The sequence below is a fragment of the Streptomyces sp. NPDC096046 genome (assembly GCF_040303285.1).
In the GTDB taxonomy this organism is placed as follows: Bacteria; Actinomycetota; Actinomycetes; order Streptomycetales; family Streptomycetaceae; genus Streptomyces.
Genome location: NZ_JBEOSZ010000084.1, coordinates 1 through 18,221, shown reverse-complemented (window position 1 = coordinate 18,221; position 18,221 = coordinate 1). Strand labels below are relative to the sequence as shown.

At 71.4% G+C, this 18,221-nt stretch carries 20 protein-coding genes; 13 read left to right on the top strand and 7 right to left on the bottom strand.

Annotation, left to right across the window (positions count from 1 at the left end; translation table 11 throughout):
* A partial coding sequence (locus tag ABTX62_RS38115; RefSeq protein ID WP_352119461.1) for a LacI family DNA-binding transcriptional regulator occupies positions 1–78 on the bottom strand: 78 nt, incomplete at its 3' end.
* 372 nt (positions 79–450) lie between these two features.
* Between ABTX62_RS38115 and ABTX62_RS36655 the strand changes: the two genes are divergently transcribed.
* A complete protein-coding gene (locus ABTX62_RS36655; protein WP_352120234.1) occupies positions 451–4,113 on the top strand; it encodes a LamG-like jellyroll fold domain-containing protein in 3,663 nt (1,220 codons plus the stop codon).
* A gap of 418 nt (positions 4,114–4,531) precedes the next feature.
* The gene (locus ABTX62_RS36650) at positions 4,532–5,476 is read left to right on the top strand and encodes an MIP/aquaporin family protein (RefSeq protein WP_352120233.1); all 945 of its coding nucleotides are present in this window, start codon (positions 4,532–4,534) and stop codon (positions 5,474–5,476) included.
* A 43-nt stretch (positions 5,477–5,519) separates the two neighbouring features.
* On the opposite strand, the gene ABTX62_RS36645 is transcribed toward ABTX62_RS36650, so the two are convergent.
* A complete protein-coding gene (locus ABTX62_RS36645; protein WP_352120232.1) occupies positions 5,520–5,840 on the bottom strand; it encodes a hypothetical protein in 321 nt (106 codons plus the stop codon).
* 268 nt (positions 5,841–6,108) lie between these two features.
* Between ABTX62_RS36645 and ABTX62_RS36640 the strand changes: the two genes are divergently transcribed.
* The 5 genes from ABTX62_RS36640 to ppk2 all read left to right on the top strand — a co-directional run bounded on the left by ABTX62_RS36640 (position 6,109) and on the right by ppk2 (position 10,620).
* Complete coding sequence (locus tag ABTX62_RS36640; RefSeq protein WP_352120231.1) at positions 6,109–6,507, top strand: cupin domain-containing protein; 399 nt, start codon at positions 6,109–6,111, stop codon at positions 6,505–6,507.
* 312 nt (positions 6,508–6,819) lie between these two features.
* Positions 6,820–6,957 (top strand): hypothetical protein, encoded by a 138-nt coding sequence (locus tag ABTX62_RS36635; RefSeq protein ID WP_352120230.1) that lies wholly within the window; start codon positions 6,820–6,822, stop codon positions 6,955–6,957.
* A gap of 68 nt (positions 6,958–7,025) precedes the next feature.
* Positions 7,026–8,402 (top strand): glycoside hydrolase family 43 protein, encoded by a 1,377-nt coding sequence (locus ABTX62_RS36630; RefSeq protein ID WP_352120229.1) that lies wholly within the window; start codon positions 7,026–7,028, stop codon positions 8,400–8,402.
* A gap of 304 nt (positions 8,403–8,706) precedes the next feature.
* A complete protein-coding gene (locus tag ABTX62_RS36625; protein ID WP_352120235.1) occupies positions 8,707–9,432 on the top strand; it encodes an SDR family NAD(P)-dependent oxidoreductase in 726 nt (241 codons plus the stop codon).
* A gap of 231 nt (positions 9,433–9,663) precedes the next feature.
* Positions 9,664–10,620: a polyphosphate kinase 2 gene (gene ppk2, locus ABTX62_RS36620; protein ID WP_283972619.1), complete on the top strand. Its 957-nt coding sequence runs from the start codon at positions 9,664–9,666 to the stop codon at positions 10,618–10,620.
* Between the two features lie 72 nt (positions 10,621–10,692).
* Here ppk2 and ABTX62_RS36615 read toward each other — a convergent pair whose 3' ends face one another.
* The gene (locus ABTX62_RS36615) at positions 10,693–11,055 is read right to left on the bottom strand and encodes a hypothetical protein (protein ID WP_283972620.1); all 363 of its coding nucleotides are present in this window, start codon (positions 11,053–11,055) and stop codon (positions 10,693–10,695) included.
* Between the two features lie 60 nt (positions 11,056–11,115).
* Complete coding sequence (locus tag ABTX62_RS36610) at positions 11,116–11,541, bottom strand: ATP-binding protein (protein WP_352120228.1); 426 nt, start codon at positions 11,539–11,541, stop codon at positions 11,116–11,118.
* A 490-nt stretch (positions 11,542–12,031) separates the two neighbouring features.
* Here ABTX62_RS36610 and ABTX62_RS36605 point away from each other — a divergent pair, with 490 nt between their 5' ends.
* Both ABTX62_RS36605 and ABTX62_RS36600 read left to right on the top strand, forming a co-directional pair.
* Positions 12,032–12,355: a hypothetical protein gene (locus tag ABTX62_RS36605; protein ID WP_352120227.1), complete on the top strand. Its 324-nt coding sequence runs from the start codon at positions 12,032–12,034 to the stop codon at positions 12,353–12,355.
* A gap of 107 nt (positions 12,356–12,462) precedes the next feature.
* Positions 12,463–13,611 carry a hypothetical protein gene (locus ABTX62_RS36600; RefSeq protein WP_352120226.1) on the top strand — a complete coding sequence of 383 codons (1,149 nt, stop codon included), beginning with the start codon at positions 12,463–12,465 and terminating at the stop codon, positions 13,609–13,611.
* A gap of 248 nt (positions 13,612–13,859) precedes the next feature.
* Here ABTX62_RS36600 and ABTX62_RS36595 read toward each other — a convergent pair whose 3' ends face one another.
* Entirely contained in the window at positions 13,860–14,336 is a 477-nt protein-coding gene (locus ABTX62_RS36595; protein ID WP_352120225.1) for a hypothetical protein, read from the bottom strand.
* Between the two features lie 169 nt (positions 14,337–14,505).
* Here ABTX62_RS36595 and ABTX62_RS36590 point away from each other — a divergent pair, with 169 nt between their 5' ends.
* The 3 genes from ABTX62_RS36590 (at position 14,506) to tgmB (ending at position 16,140) form a co-directional block, all read left to right on the top strand.
* Positions 14,506–14,829 carry a YkvA family protein gene (locus ABTX62_RS36590; protein ID WP_352120224.1) on the top strand — a complete coding sequence of 108 codons (324 nt, stop codon included), beginning with the start codon at positions 14,506–14,508 and terminating at the stop codon, positions 14,827–14,829.
* A gap of 119 nt (positions 14,830–14,948) precedes the next feature.
* Positions 14,949–15,140, top strand: coding sequence for a putative ATP-grasp-modified RiPP (gene tgmA / locus ABTX62_RS36585; protein WP_283972628.1), 192 nt, complete (start codon positions 14,949–14,951; stop codon positions 15,138–15,140).
* Between the two features lie 16 nt (positions 15,141–15,156).
* Entirely contained in the window at positions 15,157–16,140 is a 984-nt protein-coding gene (gene tgmB / locus ABTX62_RS36580) for an ATP-grasp ribosomal peptide maturase (protein WP_352120223.1), read from the top strand.
* Between the two features lie 43 nt (positions 16,141–16,183).
* Here the strand turns inward: tgmB and ABTX62_RS36575 are convergent, their stop codons facing one another.
* Positions 16,184–16,387, bottom strand: a complete 204-nt coding sequence (locus ABTX62_RS36575; RefSeq protein WP_031111422.1) for a hypothetical protein — start codon at positions 16,385–16,387, stop codon at positions 16,184–16,186.
* A gap of 139 nt (positions 16,388–16,526) precedes the next feature.
* Positions 16,527–16,982, bottom strand: a complete 456-nt coding sequence (locus tag ABTX62_RS36570; protein WP_352120222.1) for a hypothetical protein — start codon at positions 16,980–16,982, stop codon at positions 16,527–16,529.
* 189 nt (positions 16,983–17,171) lie between these two features.
* Between ABTX62_RS36570 and ABTX62_RS36565 the strand changes: the two genes are divergently transcribed.
* Positions 17,172–18,221: GlxA family transcriptional regulator (locus ABTX62_RS36565; RefSeq protein WP_352120221.1), on the top strand; the 1,050-nt coding region annotated here is incomplete at its 3' end.

Below are 18,221 nucleotides of genomic sequence, written 5' to 3'. Positions count from 1 at the left end.
CGGGCGCTTGCCGCTCAGCGCGTAGGACACGGTGCTCCGCGAGACACCGGCACGCTTGGCGATCTCACCGATGTTCACGAAGAACTCCTTGCTCGTCGAACCGGTTCGCTTGCCAGGAACGTAGGAACCGCTCCGGCTCCTGTCAACACCCGTGCGGCGCTTCCCTGTTCGCTCGGCCGCCCCGTCAAGATCCTCGCGTCGCAGGCATTGTCGACCGCGGGACCCGATGCTAGTTTCGCGAACCGGTTCGACACAGCAAGCCCTACAGGCAGCGGTGCGGCAGACCCTCATGCCCCATCCGCGAAGCCGTCGTCCCCGCCACCCGACACCACACCCCTACCCCCGCGCGCACCGGATACCGAACCGGTTCGACGCACGTGCCGACCGCGACCGCTGCTCGACGCGGCGACGACACCACGGCACGACGACACGACGACTGAGGACGCATCCATGCCATCCGCTGACAGATTCACGCGGCGCCGGGCCCCGGCCGCCGTGGCGCTGACCCTCGGGGCGGGCCTGCTCGCCGCACCGGCCGCCCCCGCACAGGCCGTCGAGGCCCCCCGGCCCGCCGCCCACTACTCCTTCGACCAGGACGATCTCTCCTCCGGGAAGATCACGGACAGCTCGGGCAACGGCCTGACGGCGACGCTGGTGAACGGCTCCACCGCCCGGTCGGTCGACGGCACGGCCGGAGGCAAGGCGCTGTCCCTGCCCGGCGGCGCCCCGGCCTCCGACGGCGCGTACGTCCGGCTGCCCCGCCAGGTGATCGCCGGGACGACCGACCTGACCGTCTCCGCCCGGGTGAAGTGGAGCGGTGACACGTCGCCCTGGCAACGGATCTTCGACCTGGGCACGGACACCACCAGGTACCTCTTCGCCACCCCGCACAGCGGCGGCGGCCTGTTCCAGACCTCCGTGACCACCGGTGGCGGAGGCGCCGAGGCCCAGGTCCGCGGCTACGCGAGCCTGCCCGCGAACGAGTGGCGGACGGTCACCGTCACCCTCGACACCACCGCCGGCCGGCTCACCACCTACCTCGACGGCGTGGCCGTCTCCTCCGCCGCGACCGGCATCAAGGCGGGGGACCTGCTGGACGGTTCGGCCACCGCCGCGGGCTACCTGGGCAGGTCCCTTTACCCGGACCCGCTGCTCAAGGGCGCCATCGACGACTTCACGGTGTGGCACGCGGCACTGAGCCCCGACCAGGTGGCCGGTACGGTCGGTGCCGTGCCGACCGTCCAGGAACTCATCCGGACATCGTTCGACGTCCGTACCATCGGCGGGACCGCCCCCTCCCTGCCCGCCGCCGTCCGCTCCTCCTTCTCCGACGGCTACGACCGCGACATCCCCGTCACCTGGGACGCCGTCCCCTCCGGCCAGTACGCCGCGCCCGGCACCTTCACGGTCGCCGGAACCGCGGCCGGACGCGCGGTGAAGGCCACCGTCACCGTGGTCCGCGAGGGGCAGCTCACCGTCGACCTCGGCTCGAACACCGGCGCCTTCCACGGCGGCGCCTCGGGCACCCTCTACGGCGTGTACGGACCGGACGTCCCCACCAACAACCTCATGGAGGGAATGGGTCTGCGCACGGTCTCCACCAAGGCGCAGGACGGACCGCAGCACCCGGGTGCCGACGCCTTGGAGGTGGTCAAACCACTGGCCGACTCCACCGACGGTGACGTGTACATCTACATGACCGACATCCACCGCGGCTTCCCGTACCAGTGGCCGGGCGACACCCCCGCGGAGAAGCTGAAGCTCTACAAGGAGAAGATCGCCAAGCAGGTCGACCAGGTCCTGAAGCTGCCGGAGCAGTACCGGGACAACATCGTCTTCGTGCCGTTCAACGAGCCCGAGGGCAACATGTTCGGCACCGGCGAGTGGAGCTACGACAAGGTCAGCTGGCTCAACGACCCCGATGCCTTCTTCGCCGCCTGGGACGACGCATACCAGCTCATCAAGGACAAGATGCCCGACGCCCGCGTCGCCGGCCCCAACACCAGCGTCCTGTACGACCAGGTGAAAGGCTTCCTCAGCCATACCCTGGCCGCCGGCACCCTCCCGCAGGTCGTCACCTGGCACGAGCTGAGCCACCCGGAGGCGGTGCGCCAGAGCGTCGCCAAGTACCGGGCCTGGGAAAAGGCCCTGTTCCGGGGCACCGACCGCGAAGGCACCCAACTCCCCGTCAACATCAACGAGTACGCCTTCAACTACCACACCTCCGTGCCCGGCCAGATGATCCAGTGGGTGTCCGCGATCGAGGAGTCCAAGGTCGACGCCGACATCGCGTACTGGAACATCGACGGCAACCTGTCCGACTCCGCGGTGCAGTCGGGCCGCGGCAACGGCCAGTGGTGGCTGCTGAACGCGTACGCCTCGATGAGCGGGCACACGGTGAGGGTGACCCCGCCGTTCCCCGGCGAGAACTACACCATGCAGGGCGTGGCCACCCTCGACGAGCAGAGGAAGCAGTCCCGGTTGGTCTTCGGCGGCTCCACCGGCAAGGGGCACATCACCTTCGCGGGCGTCCCCAAGAAGGTCTTCGGCGAGCGCGTGCACGCCTGGGTCCGGGAGATCGAGTGGAGCGGGCAGGTCGGCGACTCGTCCGGCCCGAAGCTGCTCGCGGAGTCGAACCTGAGGGTCGGCGACGACGGCACGGTGGGCCTCGACTTCGGCGACGGGGCCCTGCCGAAGCTGAAGGAGTCCTCGGCCTACGAGGTCGTCCTCAGCCCGGCCGGCGAGGCGAAGGGCACCCAGTCGCCGCCCGTGCGCTGGCAGTCCTCGTACGAGGCGGAGGACGCCGCGCACACCGGCTCCGGCTGGTCGAAGAACGGTCCGGAGGGCTCACCGAAGGACGTGTCGAAGTTCTACACCTCCGGCGGCTACGACGTCGGCGGCCTGCGCACCGGCTCGGACGTCACACTCGACTTCACCGTGGACGTGCCCGAGGACGGCACCTACGACCTGAGCGTCTTCGCCAACTCCCTCAACACCTTCGACAAGGTCAGGGAGCAGGGCCCCACCAACGTCTTCCTGCGCGTGGACGGCAAGGCCGACAGCGAACGGGAACTGCACCTGCCGCTCGGCTACAAGTGGGTCGTCTGGGACCACACCGACACCGAGGTCGAACTGACCAAGGGCCGGCACACGCTCACGCTGGCCGCGAAGAGCGCCGACGGCAAGCGCACCACCCGGGGAGACGCCATCGTCGACCGCCTCACCCTCTCCCTCCCCCGCCCCTCCGCGGACACCCGGGTGTACGAGGGTGAACTGGCGTGGCCGGCCGGCGGAGCGCGCCCGGTCTACGACCTCCCGAAGCCGGCGGCCACCGGCTCGGGCGCGATGCGCCTCGCCAAAGGCCAGAGCGCGACGTTCTGGGTGTACTCGCCGGCCGACCGCGAGGCCACGCTCAAGGCCGACACCCTCGGCGGCACGGGCGCCCGGCTCTCCGTGAACGGCCATGACGTCCTGCGCCTGACCGGGAACAGGAGCCGAGCGGCGGTCTCCCTCTCCGGCGGTGTCAACAAGGTCACCGTGACGGCGGGCGCGTCCACGACCCTCGTCGACCGCCTCACGGTCACACCGACCCAGGGCACGCTGCCGGTGCGCACATACGAGGCCGGGGACGCCGCTCTGGCCGGTTCGGCCGCGCTCGCCCCGCTCGCCCCGCTCTCCCTCGCCACCGACGGCACGGCGATCACGGGCATCGGAGGAGCCCCCGGCAACCACAACACGGCGACGTTCACCGTCACGGCCGACCGGGCGGGGCTGTACGCGCTGCGCATCCGCTACTCCAACCCGGAGCAGTCGGAGGCCACCCATTACAACCCCGATCCACTCGCCCGCCACGCCGACATCAGCATCAACGGCGCCCCGGCGCGGCGCGTCGGCTTCCCGCACAGCTTCCACCAGAACAACTTCTGGGAGCTGACCGTCCCGGTGCGGCTGGAGAAGGGGAAGAACACGGTCGGCTTCCGCTCCGAGGAACTGCCCGACTTCGACGGCACCACCTACGCCTCGGACACCTTCCCGGGCGTGCTGCTCCGCTCCCGGTACGCGCCGCTGATCGACCGGATCACGGTCGCGCCCTACGCGCGCGAGGTGCGCTGACCCGTTGACGCGCGGCGCCCGGGACCGTCCCCTCGATCGTCCCGGGCGCCGCGCCGCTGTGCGGGTCGCTCCGCGGGGACGTCGGCACGGGATCGTCGGTCATGTCAGCTGCCTCCGATACCCAGGGCGGTGAGCGGGACGAGGGCGAGGGTGAACACGGCGATCAGGCCGTGGGCGAACAGCACCGGGAGCGGGCAGTGCCGTTTCGGCGGGGACGGTCTCGGCCTCTCCCCGCACGGGGCGACGGGGACCGCACCCGAGCCGGAGCCCGCTCGTCCAGCGGCAGGGTGAGCGAGCCGAGGGGAAGAGCGAGACCCCCGCCTCCTGGCTCTCCTGCGGTTGCCGCGACTCTCGCGCCGGGTTACCACGTGATTACCGCGTGTCAGCCGGGAGCGCGGCCAACCCAGGGAGAAGTCACATGGCAGTGGAGATCAAGCCTCTGTTGAAGCCTTCGAGGCTCAGACGCCGCGCGGGTCTGGCGGGCGAGTGCCTGGCGGAGTTTCTGGGGACCTTCGTCCTCATCGCCTTCGGATGCGGCGTGGTGGCGATGGCCGTCGCGGCGCTGCCCGGTTCGGGGCGAACCGAGGGGCCCACCGTCATCTTCCTCGCCGCCGGAGACTGGCTGCTGATCACCTGGGGCTGGGGCCTGGCCGTGGCCCTCGCCATCTACGTGGCCGGCGGTGTCAGCGGCGCGCACATCAACCCGGCGGTGACCTTGGCGTTCGCCGTCCGCCGCAAGTTCCCCTGGATCAAGGTCGTGCCCTACTGGGCGTCCCAGGTGCTGGGCGCCCTGGCCGGAGCGGCCCTGGTCTACGCCGTGTACCACGACGCCATCAACGCCTTCGACGCCGCCATGACCGGGCCCAAGGTCAACGGCCACACCCTCGCCTCCTTCTCGATCTTCGCCACGTTCCCGGCGCCGTACTTCAACGGCGGGATCTGGGGTCCGCTGATCGACCAGATCGTCGGCACCGCCTTCCTGGTCTTGCTGGTGGTGGCCCTCATCGACCTGCGCAACACGGCCGTGAAGGCGAACCTCGGACCGCTGATCATCGGTTTCGTGGTGGCCGCCATCGGCATGTCCTTCGGCGCGAACGCGGGGTACGCCATCAACCCGGCCCGTGACTTCGGGCCGCGCCTGTTCACCTGGATGGCGGGATGGCAGGACCTGGCGTTTCCGGGCAGCCTGGCCGGGGCCTTCAGCGACTACTGGTGGATCCCGATCGTCGGGCCGCTCGTCGGCGGCGTGATCGGCGTACTCGTGTACGACCTGTTCATCGGCGACGTGCTCCACGCCCGGGCCTTGGAGGGCGAGCTTCCGGAGCCCGGACGGACGCGTCCCACCACCTCCGACAACGAGTGACGCCCCCGGGGAGACCGGTCCGCGAGCGCGCGGGTGGCCCTCGTCAGGGACGCCCTCGGGGCATCGGGGTGCCGACGCCCAGGGCGAGGAGCGCGAGGACCTTGACCGCCTCGGCCGCGATGTGCAGGACATGCGCTCGCGGCCGGGGCGGGCCATCACCGGCACGGATCCGGTCGGAGCGGTGGTTGAGAGCCGGCCGGATCACGGGCAGCCACGCACCCGCCACGACCACCGCGCCACCGGCCGGGCACGACGACGGGGGCAGGCGAGGGTCACCGGCCACGACCGCCACGGTCACGGCGCCGGCGAGCACCGCATCGACGCGGTTGAGCACCGGGAAACAGTCGGCCGGTATCGAGGCCACGCGGTCGCACCGGGCGCCCGGAACTTCGGCCGCGCCTCCGGGAAGGAGAGCGCCGGCACCATCCCGAGCCGCACAGACGAGACGGCCGCCGCCATCGCACCGGCGCCATCCATCCGCGCCTCCCCTCACTTCGGTTCGCTCACGCGCCCGCCGGGACGAACGCGGCCGATGTTCAGATTCTCCGTGTATCCGCCCGTGAACGGCGCGGATCGCCTGCCGCGCAGGGGAACCGGCCCGGGCAGGCCCGTATCGGAGGGTGGGACGACCCATGACTGACCCTCAGACGCCCCTCGGCCCGGCCGACGCTGCCGTCCCGCGGGTCCTGTGCAACACCGCGTCGCTCGCCGAGTCCGACCCGGCAGCGTCCGGCGCCCTGTGGCGACTGGCCGAGGCCGGCCGCCAGTTGGACGCCAACCTCATCCACGTCCCGCCCCGTACGTCCATCGACGCTCATACCGAAGCCGACCTCGACGTCCTCCTGCTCGTCGTCACCGGTGACGGCACTCTCGGCTCCGCGGCCGGACCGAGCCCGCTGGAACCCGGCAGCCTGGTCTGGCTGCCGCACGGCAGCGTCCGCAGCGTCGCCGCGGGCGAGAGCGGCCTGTCGTACGTGACGGTGCACCGCCGCCGCCCCGGCCTGCGGGTCCAGGGCCGGCCCGGCGCGTGACAGTGGCAGCGGGAAGCGGAGTCCAGGCGGTCCTGACCTGCGCGGGGCCGGTACCGTGCGCCCGGGCGACGCCCAGGACCTCCGGAGCCATCTGACGTCCGGTAGCGGGTCGGTAGCGGCGAAGTGGTTCACCGGCCCGCCGCGGTCGAGGTCTCGCGGGCTCCGGGGTGAGCACGAGTATTGACGGTGGTGCCGCGCGCGCCCTACGGTCCCATCCGGCAGCACGAACGTCGTTCGATATATCGATCGAGGGCGGTGAAGCGACTTCCCTTCGGAGGCCGGGCACGCACGCCCTGAACGGGCGACGGGTCGGTGACGTATCGGCGACGGGTCCACACCGACATCCGCACCGAGCGGGTCGAGGGGCCCACCGCCGTGAAGGACAACACCGTGACGGCACCGCCGGAGAACCGGCACACGCGGGTGCCGCACACCTCTGACACCTTCTGAACGCTTCTGCGAACGACCCCCGCAGGAAAGGCAGTTCGGCAACCCCGCACTTCCCCTTGGAGCAGAACATGAGCGCGAACCCCCACCTCTCCCGCCGCGGCCTGCTGGGCATGACCGCCGCCGTACCGCTCGCCCTGACCCTCGGCACCGGCACCGCCCACGCCGCCGACTCGGCGTACGCGATGGTCTACTTCACCGAGTCCACCGAACTCGGCGACGGCACCGACTACGGCCTGCACCTCGCCGTCAGCCCCGACGGGCTCAACTGGACGCCCCTCAACCAGAACAACGCGCTGGTCACCCCCACCGCGGGTGCGCTCGGGCTGCGCGACCCGTTCCTGATGCGCAAGCAGGACGGCACGTTCGTCGTGCTCGCCACCGACCTCAAGGGCACCGACTGGAACTACAACAGCCAGTACATCCACGTCTGGGACTCGGCCGACCTGCGCACCTTCACCGGCTACCGGCGGCTGAAACTGCACGACATGGCCACCCACAGTTGGGCACCCGAGGCGTTCTGGGACGCGGGCCGGCGCCAGTACGCGGTGATCTACTCCTCGGTCGACTCCAGCGGCCACAACGTGATCATGGTCAACTACACGACCGACTTCGTGACCGCCTCCGCCCCGCAGGTCTTCTTCGACCCCGGCTACGACGTCATCGACGGCGACATGGCCGTGGGTGTGAACGGCTACAACTACCTCTACTTCAAGAAGAACCAGACACTGGTGGGCGCCAGATCCACGACCCTGGACCCGGGCAGCTTCACCGAGTTCAGCACCGGCGTGGCGCACGGCGGCACCGAGGCACCGACCCTCGTGAAGTCCCTGACGTCCGGCACCTGGTGGCTGTGGGGCGACACCTACACCCCCAACGGCGTCTTCTACGCCTGGCAGTCCGGCAACCTCGCCTCCGGCACCTGGACGGCCCTCGACCAGAAGAGCTACACCCAGCCGGTCAACTCCAAGCACTGCGGCATCACGACGATCACCGCCGCCGAGTACGGCAACCTGCTCGCGAAGTGGGGCGCGCCGACCTGGAACCGGCTCAAGTCCTACAACTTCCCGGCCCGTTACGTCCGCCACTCCGGCTACCTGGGGCGGATCGACGCGTACCCGATCGAGCCGTACAAGGACTCCCTGTGGACGCTGGTCCCGGGACTCGCCGACAGCTCCGGGGTCTCCTTCCGGTCCGTCAACTACCCGACCCGCTACCTGCGGCACTACGACTACGCGCTCCGCCTCGACGCCAACGACGGCACGTCGACGTTCGCCGCGGACGCGACGTTCCACCGCACGGCGGGCCTGGCGGACGCGAGCTGGTCCTCGTTCCGCTCGTACAACAACCCGACCCGCTACATCCGCCACACCGACTACGCCCTGCGCATCGACCCGATCTCCACGACGACCGAGCGGCAGGACGCCACCTTCCGCGTGGGCTACTGAACACCGGGGGCGCGAAGGAGCGGGATGACGCGGATCTCAGGGTGCCGGAGACCGGGTGAGGCGTCGCCCGAGCGTGGGGACCTTCGACCGGCACCCCATCGAGCCGAGACGCCGAAGCGGACGCCGGCCGGGGAGCTCACCGTCGGGTGGTCGTCGTGGCGTGTGTGGTCGTCGAGAACGACACCAGTCGAGAACAACGCCACCCGCATCGACGGGGTACCCGGGATCAACGCGTGTGTGATCTGGTACGTGTCCCTTCGCGGGACGCGAGCCACGAGAGGAAGGCAGTCTCATGCGAGGAGCGGTGAGCCGGATCCTGGTGACCGGTTCCGCGGACGGGCTGGGGCGTGCCGCGGCGGAGGCGTTGCTGACCGCCGGGCACGACGTGGTGGTGCACGCCCGGAACGAGGAGCGCGCGGCGGCACTGGAGGAGCTGTCCGGTCGTGGGGCACAACTCGTGGTGGGCGACTTCGCCGACCGTGACGCGGTACGGAGGGTCGCCGACGAGCTGAACGCCTCGCGGCCGCTCGACGCCGTCATCCACAACGCCGGGGTGTGGAGCGGACCCGCGGTCATGCCCGTCAACATCGTCGCGCCGTATCTGCTGACCGCCCTGCTGCGGGGGCCGCGCCAGCTGGTGTACCTGAGCAGCGACTCGCATCTCGGCGGCCGTCCGTCGCTGGACGGGGTCGACTGGCGGGGCGAGAGCGCCGGGCCGTACGCCGACAGCAAGCTCTTCGTCACGACGCTCGCGGCCGCGGTGGCCCGGCTGCGCCCCGGGGTGCTGAGCAACGCCGTGGACCCCGGGTGGGTACCGACGAGGATGGGCGGGCCGAGCGCGCCGGACGACCTGGAGCTCGGCCACCGGACGCAGGAGTGGCTGGCGTCGAGCGACGCACCGGAGGCCCTGATCACCGGCGGGTACTGGTACCACGGCCGCCGGTCGGAGCCGCATCGCGCCGTCCACGACACGGCGTTCCAGGACCGGCTCGTGCGGGTGCTGGCGGAGGAGACGGGCACCGCGCTCTGAGCCGACGGCTCACCCTCAGCCGCCTCGGCGTCCGCGAGCGGCTCCCCGCTCCTCAGCCGTCGAGCGGCTCGTGGCCGAGCCGGCCGGTGTGGACGCCGCCCGCAGTGGCGTGCGACGGCCGCACCGGCTGACAGCTCCTCGACCGGTACGGCCGCTCCTCACATGGGAGGGACCGGGCGGGGCACCCGAGTGGCCGTCGCCTACCGAACGAGCCGAGCGGGGAACCTCGTGATGAACACCGACGACGCTGACAAACTGCTGGACGGACTGACCGTGGACGACAGTCGCCGCGAGCAGCCGATCGTGCTCGACGGAGAAGGGCGCCCCATCCGGACATGGCGGGAGAACTATCCGTACGACCGCAAGGTGGGCCGCAAGGAGTACGAGCGGGCCAAGCGGGTCCTGCAGATAGAGATGCTGAAGCTCCAGCGGTGGGTCAAGGACACCGGTGCCCGGGTGATCGTCGTGTGCGAGGGGCGTGACGCGGCGGGCAAGGGCGGCACGATCCAGCGGTTCATCGAGCGGCTCAACCCGCGTGGCGCACGCGTGGTCGCCCTGGACAAGCCCACCGAGCGCGAGTCGGGCCAGTGGTACTTCCAGCGGTACATCGCGCATCTGCCGACCGCCGGGGAGATCGTCTTCTTCGACCGTTCCTGGTACAACCGGGCCGGCGTGGAGCGCGTGATGGGCTACTGCTCCAAGGACGAGTACGAGCTGTTCCTCGACCAGTGTCCGGCCTTCGAGCGGATGCTGGTCGACGACGGCGTCCTGCTGGTGAAGTTCTGGTTCTCCGTGTCCCGCTCCGAGCAGCGCACACGCTTCGCGATCCGGCAGGTCGATCCCGTGCGCCAGTGGAAGCTCTCCCCCACCGATCTGGCCTCGCTGGACCTCTGGGACGACTACACCGAGGCGAAGGTGGACATGTTCCGCGCCACGGACACCGCACACGCCCCGTGGACCGTGGTCAAGAGCAACGACAAGCGGCGCGCGCGGCTGGAGACCATGCGCAGTCTGCTGTCGCGCATCGACTACGCCAGCAAGGACAGCGAGGCGGTCGGCTCACCCGACCCCCTCATCGTCGGCGCGGCCGACACCCTTCTGGAGCCCGGTGAGGAGGACACCACGCTGTCCCCCACTCCGCTGTCCCCCGGTGCCGACGGACCCGGCAACCACCCCGAGACGGACTGACCACCTCCGGGCCCTCCCGCACAGGGCGAGGGGGCCCGTCCGTTCGCACAGGGCGAGGGGGCCCGGTCCGTGTCAGCGCTGGGCGGCGGCTCGTGTTTCCGTGCGGTGGTCGTAGTACGCCCAGACGGCAACCGCCAGCACGGCGGTGAGCCCCACCGTCAGGACCCGCAGGGCGCCACTGGTCAGGTAGGCGACGAGACCGGTGAGCCCCGCCCCGCCCAGCATGATCAGGCGGCTCAAGAAGCGATTCTCGGGCGGCTGGGGGTCCTCCCGGTCCTTGAGGTCGTGCAGAGCGTCATGAGCCGGATGTGCGGAGCCGCGCCGGGAGCGAGCGCGGTACGCCAGTCCGTAGCTGATCAGCGCGTACAGCGCGAGAGCGCCCAGGACCCAGAGCCAGACGTAGGGGTCGTCACTCGATCCACGTGCCAGGTACACGACACTTCTCCTCGGAACCGATCCTCACCGGGTGAGCGGAAGTCGACTGCCGCCGCGGTCCTACCGACCGGCGCCGGCGCCGGTGCCGTCGGGGTCGGCCGGGCGGAAGCATGCCGTCACCGTCTTGCCGTGCCGCTGACAGCTGACGCCCCACTCGTCGGCGAGCTGCCGCACGATGGACACCCCGCGGCCGGAGGCCTCCCCCGGCTCGGGGTCGCGCTGGCGCGGCAGCGTCGGGTCCTCGTCGTGAACGCTCACGTGCAGACAGTCGCCGTCCCACGTGAGGACCAGGTGTGCGTCACTGTGCGCGTGGATGTGCGCATTGGTGACCAGCTCGGACACGGCCAGCACGACGGCGTCCACCGTGTCGGGTTCGGCAGCGGCCCACGGCAGGGAGTCGAGCCGCTCGCGCGTCCACTCCCGTCCGGCGCGGACGCCTTCGGACATACGGAACGAGTGCGCCCACCCCATCGCCTTCACTGCCACTCCCCCGGTCCCCTCTCCTGTGTCCGCACAGTCGGTGCTCAGACCGTGTACCCGGTCCCCGCCCCGACAGGCATGACGGACCGGACGCCGACGCGATGGTGATCGACGTGACGGGCCTGCGAGAGCCCCGCGCCAGGTCCACTCCGCCTCCCGCTCAGCGATGACGTCCGCCCGGGACCGGTGACCCGTCACCCCTCGCGGAGCGAGCAGGACCCGCCCCGATGCGGATGGTGGGCGGGCCCTGCTCGTGCGCACCATTGTCGGGACCGCACCGGCGGGTGGGCCACGCGTGAAATCCGCCGATGTGCGCGCGGCGCGCACACCCCGCGCGCACGGCGGACATCCCGCGCACGTCCCGGGCCCCGGATACCACCCCGGGGCGCTGCCGCACGCCGCGTCACACGCTCCGGTGCCGCGTCGCGCCACCCGATCACTCCTTGGTGCCGCCCTCACCTCACATGGCACGGCCCGGTGGGGGTACGCGGTCCGCATGACCAACGGCACAAGCGAAGACGACGACCGGACCCAGCAGGTGGAGAACGCCGAGGCGGAGCGGGCTGCCGCCCGCCCCTTCAGCTACCCGCGTCCGGAGCGGCGTGCCGGGGTGCGCGCCACCCGGCACATCAGCCGCGACCAGGCCGACGCGGACAGCGTTCCCGGCGTCCCGGGCGGCTACGGCACCACGAGCGGCGGCCAGGCCGGCGGCCGGGGCACGCCCCGGCCCGGCGGTGAGGACACCGCCGAGGAGTCGGGCGTGACCGATGTCGCCCAGGGGCGGGAGCCTCGTCCCGACCGGGGAGGTGACGACTCGTAAGGACGTACGTCACCGGCGCACGGAGCCGGGTGCGACCCCGGGTAGCACCCGTCGGCCTGCGGAGACGATACTGGCAGACGCACGTACCCCCGCTCACAGATGGACCCATGCAGACCTCCCTCACCGCCCGCTCCATGACCCCCGCCACGGTGTGGCCGGCGCGTGGCCGCCATGCCTCGGGATCCGCGGAAGACGTTCTCCGGCGCTCGCTGCAGCAGCGCAAGGACAGTCACGCCATCGACGACTTCCTGGAGTTGCCCGAAGACGGTGCCGCCCCGGCGGAGCGGGTCTTCGAGGCCCGCTGGCGGGCCGGCGACGACGTGCCCGTGCGCGCCCGGCTGAGCGTGCGGCCCTCCGTGGCCGAGGTGCCCGGGCAGGAGTGGATCCTGGTCGCCGAGGCCGAGGCGCCGTGGGACGAGACCTGGCCCTCACCCACCGCCCTGTTCTGGCCGGAGGAGCCGGACACCGCCTGGGAGCAGGACCCCGGCACACGGCTGGCCCTGGGCGCGATCAATCCGCTGCCCCGGGACGACAAGGAGATCCGCCGTCTGCTGAAGAACGCGGTGCGCGGCGGATGGCACATCCACGTGGTCGTCCACGAGGCGATGACCACCGACGACCGGGGGCGTACGCCGCTGGCACGGTGGCTGCCTCCGGGCCTGCGCCACCGTGTGGTGGAGCATCACGCCGCCCCACAGCAGCTGCGCGGCCTCAACTGGGCCCTGCGGGCCTTCGATGTGCAGGTGCCCCGTGGTGGAGCGGTGGTGCTGCCCGGGGTCCCGGAGCCGGAGGGTTACGACGCTCAGGACTTCTCCGTGCGCGCGGTCTTCCTCGACGGGTCCGAGCCGACCGACCTCGTCGACGCCGTGAAGCGGTTCGCCGCACTGCCCAGGCCTCTGCCGGACGGGGCCGAGGACGCCCTGACCGCGCTGCGGGAGGACTGGCACCTGCTGACACTCCAGGAGGAACTGGAACGTCAGCGCGCTCTGGTGGCCATGTACGCCGAGGCGCTGGAGGCCATGACGAAGTCCCGTGACCTGTACCGGGAGGCGGCCGAAAGCGCCCACGAGGCCCTGGCGGCCTACCAGGAGTCCGCGGGCATCGCTCCCGTCGGACCGCCGCCGTCCGGTCCCCCCGCGGTGTCCCCGCTCCAGCAGCTCACACGGACATTCGAGCGCTTCAGGGTCAAGCGTCCCGCGATCACGGCCGGTGACGAGAAGAGCACCACGACCCAGCACGTGGCGCCGGAAGGGTAAGCGCCTTTCCGCGTGCGGCGCGTGTTCACTGGCCCCGGCGTTCACGGCGGAGACCCTGCGGCCGGACAGGCGGGCAGCCGGTCGGCCGCAGGGAAGCCGACGTCCACGTCGGTCCGCCGACGGGATCGGGGCGCCGCCCCTTTCGGTCATGCGGTGGACCTGACCGGCCGACATCGGCGGCATGAGTGGACCTGACCGGCCGACATCGGCGGCTCGGTCCGGTCCGGCCGAAGGGGACGCTCCGGGTCTCACTCCGCCATACCGTGGGCCTCGGACGCCGGCGCGGTCGCCCACTGTCTGGCGGCGACGGGGGCCAGCACGCGGAACACCAGCGCGACCAGGGCCAGCAGCGCCGCGCACACGGCGACGCCCGCGGCGAGCCACGGCGGGGCGAGCGCCAGGTCGACGGCCCTGAGCAGGGACGCCGACGGGAAGGAGTTGCCGTAGGTCTGGGCCCCGGCCAGCACGGTGGGCACCAGCACCGCACCGGCGAGCACCAGCGCGACGGGGCGCAGGGCCAGCAGCAGCGCCAGCACCGTGCACAGCACCGACAGACCGAGGGCGAACGCGTGCATACGCAACGTCCCGTCGCCGCGCTCCAGCGGGAAGTGGACCACCGCGCACACGGCGAGAGCCAGGGCGGCGAGCCAGCCGGACCAGGACACGGACCTGGCGAACCGGTCCGCCGCGCTGTCGCGGTCGGCGGGCGGGGCGTCGAGGGGCATGAGGCGTCCCCGTCACCCCGTGCCACTCGTGTGAGCCACCGGGATGACCACCCGCGCGGAAAATCCGCCGACTCGCCCACATGTCGGTCCCGGCCGCAATACAGCCGCCGGAAACGGGAATCCAGCTAAGGACACCCCGTGCCTCGGCACGCCATGAGGAGGGCAACTCGTGGATACGACCACACAGGTGATCATCCTGACGGCGGTTCTCGCGGCCGTCGTCCTCGTCTTCGCCGTCGTCGTCCTCGTGCGGCTGGTCCGGACCCGGCGCGAACTGCGGCGCGCGGGCCTGCCCACGGGTCCGCGCTGGGTCTTCTGGGGCGCGGTGCTCTATCTCGTGCTGCCCACCGACCTGCTGCCCGACCCGGTCTACCTGGACGACATCGGCGTCCTGCTGCTCGCTCTGCGCACCGTCCGCGGCTCCCTCGGCGAACGGGAGCGCAGTACGACACACCGGCCGGACCGGCAACCGGCCAATAACTACGGAAAGTAAGGAAACCAACCACCCGTTCGACTCGTATAAGTCTCTGGAAGCCGAAACACGTCGGCGTACCGGGCGGCCGCGCCCCCGGGGCGCCACTTGATCGGCGCAGTACCGACGAGGGAGAGACGATGCAACCGTTCGCGCTCAACTACGCGCGCCCGGCAGTGGACTTGGAAGCTGCCATTCCGTACGTGTACGACGCCGGACTGCAGTTGAACGTGCTCCGCGACGGCCGTGTAGCGGCCTGTGACTTCGCCCTGTTGAGAGAGTTCGGCACCACCACCTCCACCGCCGGCTCCAAGACGCACTTCGACGACTGACCGCGGGTCGCCGAAGATGACCGTACTGATCCTCACCTGCGAGGAGGACGTGACCGCGGACATGGTGGTCGTGCACCTGAACGCGACGGGGGTACCGGTGGTCCGCGTCGACCCCGCCGACCTGACCGGTGGCGTCGCGCTGTCGGGGGAGTACGCGCACGGCCGGTTCCGCGGTCATCTGTCCGCCGGGGGGCGGCTGGTGAGCATCGGGGGGCTCCGTTCCGTGTGGGTACGCCGCCCCGGCGCACCGGCCGCGCGGGCGGCCCAGCCGTCCGCATGGCTGACCGAGGAGGCCGCCCAGGCGCTCTACGGCATGCTGCGGGGCTCGGACGCGCGCTGGATGAATCAGCCCGACGCGGCGCGCCGGGCCCGGCACAAGCCGTGGCAGCTGCGACTCGCCCAGAGATGCGGCCTGCCCGTGCCCGCGACGCTGATCACGACCTTCCCGCGCGCCGCCCGCGAGTTCGCTGAGCGCTACCCGGATCTGGTGGTCAAGCCGGTGTCGGGCGCGCATCCGCAGGACCCGCCGCGCGCCGTGCCGACCAGCCGCGTCCCGCCGGACACCGACTTCTCCGCCGTCGCGTTCGGGCCGACCCTGTTGCAGCGGCGGATCTCCAAGCGGGCCGACATCCGGCTCACCGTCGTGGGCGAGCGGATGCTGGCCGCACGCAAGGCGACCGCCCAGGACGCGAACCCGGACGAGGTCGACGTGCGGTTCGCCGCGCCCGGCTCACCCTGGGAGCCCGTCGATGTGCCGTCCTCCATCGGTCCAGGCGTCCTGTCCTACCTGCGTGAGGCGGAACTGGCGTACGGCGCCTTCGACTTCGCGGAGGACTCCGACGGGACGTGGTGGTTCCTGGAGTGCAACCAGTCGGGGCAGTTCGGCTTCGTCGAGGTGGAGACGGGTCAGCCGATCGCCCGCAGCATCGCCGAGTGGCTGTCCCGGCCCGTGCCGGTCCAGCCGTCCCATGTCAACGGCTGGAACACGAAGGTGGGTTGAGCGCCGGGGCCGGCGCGGACCGGGCCCGGTTCCGCCGCCCCGTTCACTGGGGCCGGGGGCCGGGGAGCATGCCCGCGCGCTGCCAGCCGGCGCCCGGGGAGTGCGGGCGGTCGTAGCCGAGGGACTGTGAGGGCCGCATGACCAGCTCCAGTTCCCTGCTCACACGTTCGGCCTCGCGGCGCACCTGTGCGGGGACATCGCCACGCTCCGCGATGAGTCGGTCGTAGATGGGGGAATCCTGGAACACCCGTCAACGTGCCTTTCTGCTCGTCGGCCCCGTGCGGGGCGAGACTGCGAGTGTAGGCGGCAGGATGTCCCGGAGTGTGAATTCCTTGGGATGACTTGACGCAGACCCGGACATCCGTGACAGGGAAAACGGCGCCTTCTCAGGCTCCCGTCGTGGAACCCGGCCGGACGATCATCAACACGGTGACCGTCGCCCACAGCACATTGAAGATGCCGGTGAACATGGCCAGTTGCACGGTGCTCCCCCGGTCCACATCCTGCTCGGACTTCAACTGGCCGAGCACTTCCTCCTGGCGGGGCAGGACGAAGGCGACCAGGATGCCGGCGGCCGCGGCGGTCAGGGCGATGGAGGTGACGAGCCATCCGCTGCCGAGGACGCCCATGGCGGCCGCGGTGGCGAACCCGAGAAGCGGGACGGTCAGCCCGAGGCCGGCGTAGACGCGGCAGATGCGGTGCAGCAGCGCGACGGTGCCCACCCCCGCCGCGTCGGGGGCGGCGCGGCGTGCCGCGGGCGGGAACATGCTGGCCGCGACGGTCACGGGGCCGATGGCGACGATGGCGGCCAGGACATGGAGGGACAGCAGGATCTTGGTCACCGGGGCTCTTTCCAGGATGTGATCGACGGCGCCGCCCACGGTAGGACGCCCCGGTGTGATCTCCCCAGCGGCTGGAACGACAGCTTCCAACGGGTTCTCGCCAACTGCCTTGACCTGCTTCCTCTCGTCCCGGACCGCCCAGGGCCCCCGCTCCGCGCGGCTGGCGGGAAGGCACCTAGGGTGGCGTTCATGCACTCCGTGGCGATCCTTGTCCTCGATCACGTGGTGCCGTTCGACATGGCGGCGCCCCAGCAGACGTTCGCCTGGACTCGTTTGCCGGACGGGCGGCCCGCCTACCGGGTCCGGCTGTGCGCCGAGACACCCGAGGTGCGCGCGGACGGGGGCTTCACCCTGCGGATCGAGCGGGGGCTGGAAGCGCTGGCGGAGGCGGACACCATCATCGTGCCGGGCTGCTCCCCCGACGGCGTGCCGCCGTCCGCGCGGGTGCTGGCGGCCCTACGGGAGGCGGCCGAGGCCGGCACCCGGATCGCCTCGGTGTGTGTCGGCGCCTTCGTGCTGGCGGAGGCAGGGCTGCTGGACGGTCTGCGCGCCACCACGCACTGGGTGGCCGCCGGCGAGCTGGCCCGCCGCTTCCCGCTGGTCGAGGTCGAGCCGGACGTACTGTACGTCGACAACGGCCGGATCCTCACCTCGGCCGGGGCGGCCGCCGCGCTGGATCTGTGCCTGCACATGATCCGGCGGGACCTGGGGTCGGCCGTCGCCGCGAACATCGCCCGCATGTCGGTCATGCCGCTGGAGCGGGAGGGCGGGCAGGCCCAGTTCATCGTGCACGAGCATCCGCCCGTGCCCCGGGGCTCGGCGCTGGAACCGCTGCTCGAGTGGATCGAGGACAACCTGGCGCACGAGGTGACGCTGGGTGCGCTGGCGGCGCGGGCCGGGATGAGCGAGCGGACCTTCAGCCGCCGCTTCCGCGAGCAGACCGGCACCACACCGCTGCAGTGGCTGCTGCGGGCGCGGGTGCGCCGCGCCCAGTACCTGCTGGAGAGTTCCGACCACTCCGTCGAGCGGATCGCACGCCAGACGGGGTTCGGCTCGCCGACCGCGTTCCGGGAGCGGTTCCGCAAGGTGGTGGGCACCACGCCGTACGCGTACCGCACGGCGTTCCACGGGCGGCGCGCCTCGCCGGCCCCTTCCTATCTCCTGAACGCCGGTCACGAGGCCACGGTGAACTCCACGGTCAACGGCTGGTACGCCCTGTTCCGCAACCCCTCCCAGCTG